Origin of the sequence: Candidatus Electronema sp. JC (assembly GCF_048287365.2) — a bacterium.
Lineage (GTDB): Bacteria > Desulfobacterota > Desulfobulbia > Desulfobulbales > Desulfobulbaceae > Electronema.
Genome location: NZ_JBLWEM020000006.1, coordinates 1 through 8,466 on the forward strand (window position 1 = coordinate 1; position 8,466 = coordinate 8,466).

7 protein-coding genes are annotated in these 8,466 nt (G+C 59.4%); 2 read left to right on the forward strand and 5 right to left on the reverse strand.

The window, feature by feature from the left end:
• The first annotated feature begins 106 nt into the window (after positions 1–106).
• Both ACNKH3_RS01090 and ACNKH3_RS01095 read left to right on the forward strand, forming a co-directional pair.
• Positions 107–691, forward strand: coding sequence for a DUF1176 domain-containing protein (locus ACNKH3_RS01090; RefSeq protein WP_420207930.1), 585 nt, complete (start codon positions 107–109; stop codon positions 689–691).
• A gap of 112 nt (positions 692–803) precedes the next feature.
• Positions 804–1,334 (forward strand): CHAP domain-containing protein, encoded by a 531-nt coding sequence (locus ACNKH3_RS01095; RefSeq protein WP_420207931.1) that lies wholly within the window; start codon positions 804–806, stop codon positions 1,332–1,334.
• On the opposite strand, the gene mobB is transcribed toward ACNKH3_RS01095, so the two are convergent.
• The 5 genes from mobB to cobT form a co-directional block, all read right to left on the reverse strand.
• Positions 1,297–1,797 (reverse strand): molybdopterin-guanine dinucleotide biosynthesis protein B, encoded by a 501-nt coding sequence (gene mobB / locus ACNKH3_RS01100; RefSeq protein ID WP_420207932.1) that lies wholly within the window; start codon positions 1,795–1,797, stop codon positions 1,297–1,299. The two genes, ACNKH3_RS01095 and mobB, sit on opposite strands and share 38 nt — an antisense overlap.
• Positions 1,794–5,591, reverse strand: a complete 3,798-nt coding sequence (locus tag ACNKH3_RS01105) for a PAS domain S-box protein (protein ID WP_420207933.1) — start codon at positions 5,589–5,591, stop codon at positions 1,794–1,796. The genes mobB and ACNKH3_RS01105 overlap by 4 nt, the downstream gene beginning before the upstream one ends.
• Before the next feature lie 154 nt (positions 5,592–5,745).
• Positions 5,746–6,156, reverse strand: a complete 411-nt coding sequence (locus ACNKH3_RS01110) for a bacteriohemerythrin (RefSeq protein WP_417916900.1) — start codon at positions 6,154–6,156, stop codon at positions 5,746–5,748.
• Positions 6,157–6,263: 107 nt separating this feature from the next.
• Positions 6,264–7,118 carry an adenosylcobinamide-GDP ribazoletransferase gene (gene cobS, locus ACNKH3_RS01115; protein ID WP_417916901.1) on the reverse strand — a complete coding sequence of 285 codons (855 nt, stop codon included), beginning with the start codon at positions 7,116–7,118 and terminating at the stop codon, positions 6,264–6,266.
• Positions 7,115–8,218, reverse strand: coding sequence for a nicotinate-nucleotide--dimethylbenzimidazole phosphoribosyltransferase (cobT, locus tag ACNKH3_RS01120; protein WP_417916902.1), 1,104 nt, complete (start codon positions 8,216–8,218; stop codon positions 7,115–7,117). Before cobT ends, cobS begins: the two co-directional genes overlap by 4 nt.
• Between the last annotated feature and the right edge of the window lie 248 nt (positions 8,219–8,466).

Genomic DNA, 8,466 nt, shown 5'->3' on the forward strand with positions numbered 1-8,466 from the left:
TTCCGCCATATTCTCCTGATTTGAACCCCATAGAGCATAAATGGGCGCAAGCAAAGGCACTCAGAAGAAAACTTGGCTGTTCGACAGATGAGATTTTTCAGCAGCCATGTTTATAGTCAATTTATTGTGCTACGGCTATAAGACGGAAGAGCAGGTGCTGCCGCCAATTTCAATGAAGACTTTGGCTGTGCCGGTCATTCCGCCGACAACAAAGGAGGATGAAAAGATACTTACGGCATTGAAAGAGTTTTTAGATGCGGAGTGTGCAGAAAAAGATGCTTATCCAGAAGATGCCTGCAAGACAGAAAGAAAAATTGAGCGGTTAAGCGAGGACAAGCTGCTGGTGAGTATGCTTATTGACAGAGCGGCATACAATCAGACTGTTGCGGTCTATATAATTAACGACAATCCGCCGTATAATCCAAAGCCTGCCACAGAGGATGGCATGATATATGACAGTGCTGGAGGGTTTGGACTTGAAGTTCAAAACATAGGGATGCTGCACTCATCGGCAAGAGGTAGAGGATTGGGCGACTGCTGGATCTGGGCTTCATGGGCATGGACAGGGAAATCCTTTGAAAAAGCAACCGAAGGCTCATCAGGCATGTGCAGAGGCTTTGGCGGCGGCGCATGGGATTTGCCGACGTTTGTCAGCAAGGTGGTGAACCCTAATGCGCCGCCAGAAAATTAATTTCAGAAGCAGTGGTTTGAAGATCGGAGCCGTCTGCGTTGCCTGCTGCATGGCGGCGTATTTTGCAGCGACACGGTGCAATATCAATCCGCAGCACAGGATTGGCGACGTTGTGGATGAATTTAACGGTGTGACGGTGCATTACAATGGCGGCGTGAATCACGTCAAAGACAGGAACCTCAGCCCGGACGGCTACAATATTGGCCTGCGCTATCAATGTGTTGAATTCGTGAAGCGGTATTATCTCCAGCGTTTCGGGCACAAGATGCCGGACTCAAAAGGACATGCGAAAGATTTTTTTGATCCGACCCTGTCCAACGGCAGTTTGAACGCCAAGAGAAATCTTGTCCAGTTTCATAACGGCGGCAAGACAAAGCCAGCGAAAGAGGATATTGCGGTTTTTGCGCCGTGGCTGCTGAACAGATACGGACATGTGGCAATCATTGCCAAGGTGACAGAAGATTCTGTCGCAATCATTCAGCAGAATCCGGGGCCATTTGGAAAGCCCCGCGAAACATACCGCCTGCTGCATTCAGAGGCTGGAACATGGCGTGTGGAGCATGAGCGGCTGCTGGGCTGGTTAAGGCGGACAGCCAGCGTTCCGCTCACGGATTCCGGCGGAGAAGAAACTGCTCCTCGATGAAATCAGCAATTCTGCCGTGTTCATGCAGGCCGAAGCTGTTTTCCTCGTGCAGGGCGCAGTCCGAGGCCACGGCAATCACGCCGCTGACCTGCCCGCGCAGGCGCGGGCCGCCGCCCCGGAACACTTCGATTTTCGGCACATCCGCCGCCTCTTTGAAGCCTTCACCGATGACAATGTCCATATCGGTGAAAAAACATCGGACAATGGCGGCCAGATTTTTTTCCTGCCGCTCCACCGTGAGAATCATCCGCTCCGGCGTGACCAAAGCCACTGCCGCCGCGCCTGCCTGCCGGTGGATGTCAGTGTCCGTGCCCGGCTGATCAGAGAACAAGCCGCTGTCCTTGGTCGATTTGACTGCCGCCGTCCGCCAGCCTCGCTCCGCGAGCAGGCGGACGACTTGGGCGGCCAGCGTGGTCTTGCCGCAGCTGTGCCAGCCGATGAAGGTGACGACCGGCGGGGTCATGCCATCAGCTCTCTGAGAGCGGCGGCCAGCTGTCCAGCCATCTCCCGGTGCCGCGCCTCAATTTGCTTCGGCATCTCCTTCTCCAAAGCCAACGCTGTTTTGGCCAGCTCCTCCAGCCCCAGATTGAGCAGCCCGCCTTTAAGGGCATGAGCCTGCCGCCCGCCCTCCGCGCCGTGCCCCGCATCGAGGCATTCCTGCAATTTGCCGATGTTCTCACGGAGCGAGCCGGCGTAAGCGGCCAGCACTTCGTCAGCGTCAGCCTGCTCCAGCTCGAACTGCTTCATGATATGCTGCCTGACCGCTGCCAGAGAGACTGCGGCAGACGCCTCCTTCTGCCGCTGAGTGTCCGTGTTCTGCGGCGGCTCCTCCGGCGGCGCGGCATCGCTCCGGTCAAAAGTTTGCAGCACCTTCAGCAGGGCGATTTTTTTGTAAGGTTTGCTCAGATATTCGTCCATGCCCGCATCCAAGCACTGCTGCCGGTCCTCGCGCAGGGCGTTGGCGGTCACGGCGATGATATAGATGTGCCTGCCAGCCAGCTGCGCCTTGAGATCTGCGGCGATGCCCGCCAAATCAGGCGGCAGCGCGGGATCCTGTCCCTGCTCGATGCTGCGGATGTGCCGTGTGGCGGTGAGGCCGTCCATCACCGGCATCTGCATGTCCATGAAAATCAAATCGTAGCTGCTCCGGCTCAGCCAAGCAAGGGCTTCGGCGCCGGTGGCGGCCACAGTCACCTGATGTCCCTGTTTTTTGAGCAGGATGACCGCCAGCTGCTGATTGGCCGGATTGTCCTCCACCAGCAGAATGTTCAGCCTGCGGCTGACCGGGCCGACATCTTCGGCCTCGCGCCGCATGTCCGCCGCCGCCTTGGCCCCGCCGTTCTCCAGCAGGAGCGAGAATGAGAAGGCGCTGCCCTGCCCAAGCTCGCTCTCCAGCTCAATTTTGCTGCCCATCATCTGAAGCAGGCTGTTGCTGATGGACAGGCCGAGGCCGGTGCCGCCGTACTCTCTGGTGATTGAGTTGTCCGCCTGAGTGAAGTCGGCGAAAATTTTTTCCTGCTGCTCTTTGGCAATGCCGATGCCGGTGTCAACAATTTTGAAGTCCGCCAAGCAGCAGCTCTCCTCCACCGCCTGCACCTCAATCTCCAAGGTCACATGGCCCTTCCGGGTGAACTTGATCGCGTTGCTGACCAAATTGAGCAGCACCTGCCGGATGCGCAGGGAGTCGCCGACCGGCGAGCAGTCCTCGTCGCCGCTGATGCGCAGCCGCAGCTCAATGTTCTTCTGCTCGGCGAGAATTTTCAGCGTGGCGACGATCTCCTCAGCCAGATGGCGGAGGCTGAAGGGGCGGCGGTCCAGCTCCAGCCGTCCTGCCTCTATTTTGGAAAAATCAAGGATGTCGTTGATCAGCGAAAGCAGCACCGAGGCGGAGCTGTTGACATTTTCCAAATAGCCGCGCTGGTCAGGCTGAAGCGGGGTGTCGAGCAGCAGCTCGCTCATGCCGATGATCGAATTCATCGGTGTGCGGATTTCATGGCTCATTTTGGCGAGGAACTCGCTTTTGGCCTTGTTGGCCGCGTCCGCCTGCTGTCTGGCCCGCTTCAGATCGGTGATGTTCTCTTTCGTGAGGACGAACTGCGTGATCTCATCCTGCTCGTCGCGGATGGACGAGACCACCACGTTCTCTTCGTAAAAGTCGCCGTTCTTCTTCCGGTTGACCAGCTCGCCCGCCCATTCCTGTCCGGCCCGGACCGCCTCCCAGACCGGCTCGTACACCGCCGGATCGGGAGAGAGGCTGGAGAGGCTTCTGCCGATCACCTCATCCGCCTCGTAGCCGGTCAGCGTGACAAAAGTGCGGTTGACATACTCGACCACGCCGGAGATGTCAGTGATCACCACTGAGTTGGAGCTTTGCTCCACCGCCTGGCTGAGACGGCGGATTTTTTCAAACATCTCGTTCTGGACGCTCATGTCCTCGAAGAGGAACAGCTCGCGCCGCATCTCCGGCTGCTGCTCGTCGTCAATGGCCACCCGGCGGACCTTGCTCCAGAACGGCTGCGGCTCCTCGTCCTTGTCCGCTTTTCTGACCATGTAGAACATTCTGCCGCTGCCGTCCCAGCACTCGGCCTCCTTGCCCGCGAAAATGGAGGCGTGGAAGACCGGCCAGGGGATTTCCTGAATCTCCTCGAAACGGTAGTTGAAAAGACGCTCAAAGGTGCTGTTGACCCGGACGATCCTGCCGTTCTGCACCAAAATCAGGCCGAGCATGGTGTTGTTGATGATCACCTGCAGCTCGGCCAAGGCGGCGTGGAGCCGCTCGTCCATCTCCCTGGCCTTGGTGATGTCCTGGGCCATGAGCATCAGGCCGGACGGCCTGCCGTCCTCCTGTCCTTGACGCGCCCGGATGGGCGAGAGATAGACCTCGATGGTCTGCTGATATTTGCGGCCGCGCGGACGGCGGCCCGGCAGATCCAGCAGATCGTAGCTGATTCCGTCCGCAGTGCCGATGGTGAAGGTGTGCGAGCCTTTTTCCTGCGCCTGCTTGATCAGTCGGCTGAAGTCGTCCGCCCGCTGATTGATCCGCCCTTGAAACTCATCGACTTTCCGATGGATCACGTCCGCCGCCCTGTAGCCGAAAATCCGCTCCGCCACCGGGTTGAAGTAGGTGATCTTCCGGTCCATGTCCGTGGCCGCGATGGCCATGACCTGCGAGGAGCAGAGCAGGTTGTCGATGAGGATGTTCTGCTGCTGAAGCTCCTTGGTCTTGGCCTCGACCCGGCCCGCCAGCTGCTCGTCTTTTTTCTGAATCAGATCGAGCATGTTGTTGAACTGAGTGATCAACGGGGTGAACTCGTTGTTCACACTGGTGTCGATCCGGTCGCTGAGGTCGCCCTCGCTGATTCTCAGCACCAGCCGCTGGAGCTGGTTGATCGGATTGAGCACTGAGCCGGTGATGAAGACCACCAGAATCAGCGAAGAGCAGAGGCCGACAAAAAAAAGGATGAGAAAGTGCTGGCCGAACTCCTTGTCTGTGGCCAGAATCAGCTGGGCCGGATGGGACAGGACGAGCAGGTTGGCCTGGCTGTTCTTCATCTGCGGGATGTACTTGCTTTTAAGGTACATCTTCTGGGTGAAGAACGAGCTTTCGTAAATTTTGTCCAGCGCGCCGGGCAGCAGGGCGACCCGGTAGTTGAACGGATCCTGGCTGTACAGCTCCGGCGGGAGGGTGCTGGCCAGCACGCTGTTGTCGCTGACCAGACTGACCGCCATGCGGCGGTGCAAAGGCATGCGGCTGAGAAAGGCGCTGTCGAGCAGATAGCCGCAGAGAACAAATTCCTCTGTCTCCGGCAGGGGCAGGCCCCGGATGAGGAAGAAATTTTTCTGCTCCGCCGCAGCCGCCTCCGGCCCGGCGAGCAGGATCAGGCTGAACGGCTCCTTTTTTCCGAGCTGCTCCCGCAGCGCAGGCTGCGCTGCCAGCATTTCGGCGGCGGCGCGGCTCTGCTCCGGGACAGCGGTCAGGCCGCCTTGGCTGTCAAGAAAGAAACCAGCGTCCGGCAGACGCTGGCCGCTGTCAGCGCGAAAAAACACCGGCTTACCTGCCGTCCGCAGCCGCGCCATCTCCTGGGCGGCTGCCTCAAGCTGGCGGAGGGAGAAGTTCAGGCAGGTCTCCACCACCATTTCCGCGCTGAGAAAATCATCTCCCATGTCCCGCTCAATCTTCTGGCCGGTCACATGATAGCTGATCAGGATGCTGGTTCCGCTGACCATGGTGACGAGCAGCAGGACTGTCATGATCATGCTGAAACGGAGCCGCAGATAAAAAGGTACTGTCGTCTGTTGCATGGAGAAGGTAGTTCAGCTTCCAAAATGGAGAAAGGGGGCGGCGGGGGGGACCTTCCGCACGGCTGCCCCCTCTGAAGCCGCAGGGAAGCGGCCTCCTGCCGGTTTCGACTCAACGGATGCCTGCCGAGTTCATCTCGGGCGTGTATTTTTTGTCAATTCCGTAAATATGGTTGATCAGCCAGTCGATGACCGTCTTGGCGATCTTGATCACCACAAAAATGGTCTTGCCCGCATCGACCTCGGCCATGGCCGCGTTGAGCTGGTCGGTGAAAATTCTGTGCGCCTGTTTGTGGCTGGCAATGTTGGAGTAGCCGATGGCCTCCATCACCTTCTCCTCTTCGGCCAAGTGATAGTGCGTGTAGTCGATCAGCTCGCGCAGCAGCGGCTCTATCACGTCCGCGCCTCTGCCCAGCTTCATCATCTCATGCAGATCGTTGGCTATGTTGAACAGCCGCTTGTGATGGTTGTCAAAGCGGGACACGCCGACGCTGTAGTCATCCTTCCAGTCATAAAGAGCCATGTTCATCCTCCAAGAAATTGAATCCGCCGGCAGGACGCAGCCCCGCCGCCTGCCGCCGTCCGGCGGCGCATGAACATATTATAGTCGGAAATCCGCCTTCCCGGCAGTTAAATTTTCAGAACGAAGGCGAGAGCAGCGGCGGCTTCGGCCAGCTCGCAGGCCGCGCCGAGGGTGTCGCCGGTGGCCCCGCCGATTTTGCAGCGGCAGAGCAGGGCGAAGAGGAAGGTCAGCAGGAGGACGGCGAGAACGACGCTCAGGCCGGACGGCCCGGCAGCGGCATAGGCGGCCCAGGTGAGTAGGAGGAAGCCGCCGGAGGAGGCCAGCCAGCCTGCGCCACTGTTGAAATAAACGGCGAAAAGGCTGCCCAAGCCGCCTTCGCGGGCATAGGGCAGCAGGGCCATGAGCAGCAGAATTGCCGTGCGGCCAGCAATGGGCATGAGAAAGGCGGCGGCCAGCGCTTTGTCCGCAGGCAGAGAGGCAAGGCAGGAGCTTTTGAGGAGGAGGAGGAAAATCAGGGCGACAGCTCCCATTGTGCCGATGTTGGAATCTTTCATGATTTCCAGCATCCGCTCTGGGCTGCGGGCGGAGAAGAAGCCGTCGGCGGTGTCGGCGAGGCCGTCGAGATGGAGGCCGCCAGAGAAGGCGAGGAGGAGAAAAGTCAGCAGGACAGCGGCGGGCAGGGGCGGCAGGAAGTGAAAGAGCAGCAGGGCGGCTGGCGCGGCTATGCAGCCGAGCAGCAGGCCGACCAGCGGAAAAAACGGTGCGGCGTGGGCCAGCTCCGCCTCGCTGCTGCCGAAGCGGCCCGGCAGCGGCAGCAAGGTGAGGAAGCGGAGCGCAGCGGCGAATGAACCGAAGGGCCGGAGCAGCAGCTTCAGCGGCGGCGGATGGAAACGCCGATCCGGCCTTTCGTGGTGCGGCGTTTCCTCAGCGGGCTTGCGCTGCTTCCTCCGCCAGCGGTTCATGAGGGCGCGCCGGTCACTCCGGCCTCGGCAAAGGTGGCCACCTCGGTCAGCACAGCCACAGCGGCCTCGACCACATTCATTGCCAAGGCCGCGCCTGTGCCTTCGCCTAAGCGCATTTTCAAATCCAGCAAAGGCTTGCAGCCGATCTGCGCCTGCATGGCCGCGTGGCCTTGCTCGACTGAGCGATGAGCGCAAATAATATAATCGCGGACGAACGGCTCCAGCTTGCAGGCGATCATCGCTCCGGCTGTGGAGATGAAGCCGTCCACAATCACCGGCCTGCGGTTGGCCGCCGCGCCGATGATCAGCCCGGCAATGCCGCCGATCTCATAGCCGCCGACTTTGGCCAGCACATCGAGGCCGTCTTTCGCGTCCGGCTTGTTGATAGCCAAGATGCGCTCCAGCACCTTTTTTTTGTGTTCAAACTGGGCATCGTCCAAGCCGGTGCCGCGCCCGGTCAGCTCGTCAATGCTCTTGCCGGTGAGAGCGGCGACAACTGCCGTGCTGGCCGTGGTGTTGCCGATGCCCATGTCGCCGGTGGCGAAGACATCGGTTTCCGGCGCGAGCTGATTGGCGACCTCAATGCCCGCCTCGACCGCAAAGACCGCGTTGGTGCGGGTCATGGCCGGGCCAAGAGCCATGTTGGCGGTGCCGCTGCCGATTTTTTTCGAGATGATCTTGCCCGCAGCCGCCAAGGCGGAGAGGTCGGCGGCGCAGCCCATGTCCACCACCGTCACTTCGGCCCGCGCCTGCCGGGCCAGCGCGTTGATGCCCGCGCCGCCGTTGATGAAATTATAGACCATCTGCGCCGTGACTTCGGACGGGAATTTCGACACACCCTCCGCCGTCACGCCGTGGTCGCCGACCATGATCACCACCCGCTTGCGGCTCACCGGCGGGCGCATCGAGCGGGTCATTCCGGCCAGATCAACGGCCAGATCCATCAGGTCGCCCAAGGCCCAATAGGGCATGGTGAGCTGCTCCAGCCGCGCCTTGGCTTGGGCGCGGAATTCGGCATCCTGCGGGAAGATGCGGCGGAAGGCGGCTTGAAGAAAATCAACGTGTTCGGGCTTGCTGCTGGGCTGGTAAGTGCTGGACATGGCTCTCTGTAAATGATGGAAGTGAAAGGTCGTCAAATAATACTACATTGTCATATAAAATCAACCGGAAGAAACGCAGGCTTCTGGCCGCTTACATTCCGTCTTTGTTAGGAGTTACGCAGTTGCATAAAGATTGATAGGCTCAAGCGTATAAATCGGTTTCGTCAAATACGCCCGAACAGCGTCACGGATGATGGCAGTCTTTGCCTCGAACCAAGAAATTCCTTTGACAAAACAATGATATTCAA

Coding starts and splice junctions, on each gene's coding strand:
- ACNKH3_RS01110 (WP_417916900.1), bottom strand. CDS start 6,156: ATGGCTCTTTATGACTGGAAGGATGACTACAGCGTCGGCGTGTCCCGC.
- ACNKH3_RS01105 (WP_420207933.1), bottom strand. CDS start 5,591: ATGATCATGACAGTCCTGCTGCTCGTCACCATGGTCAGCGGAACCAGC.
- cobS (WP_417916901.1), bottom strand. CDS start 7,118: ATGAACCGCTGGCGGAGGAAGCAGCGCAAGCCCGCTGAGGAAACGCCG.
- mobB (WP_420207932.1), bottom strand. CDS start 1,797: ATGACCCCGCCGGTCGTCACCTTCATCGGCTGGCACAGCTGCGGCAAG.
- ACNKH3_RS01090 (WP_420207930.1), top strand. CDS start 107: ATGTTTATAGTCAATTTATTGTGCTACGGCTATAAGACGGAAGAGCAG.
- cobT (WP_417916902.1), bottom strand. CDS start 8,218: ATGTCCAGCACTTACCAGCCCAGCAGCAAGCCCGAACACGTTGATTTT.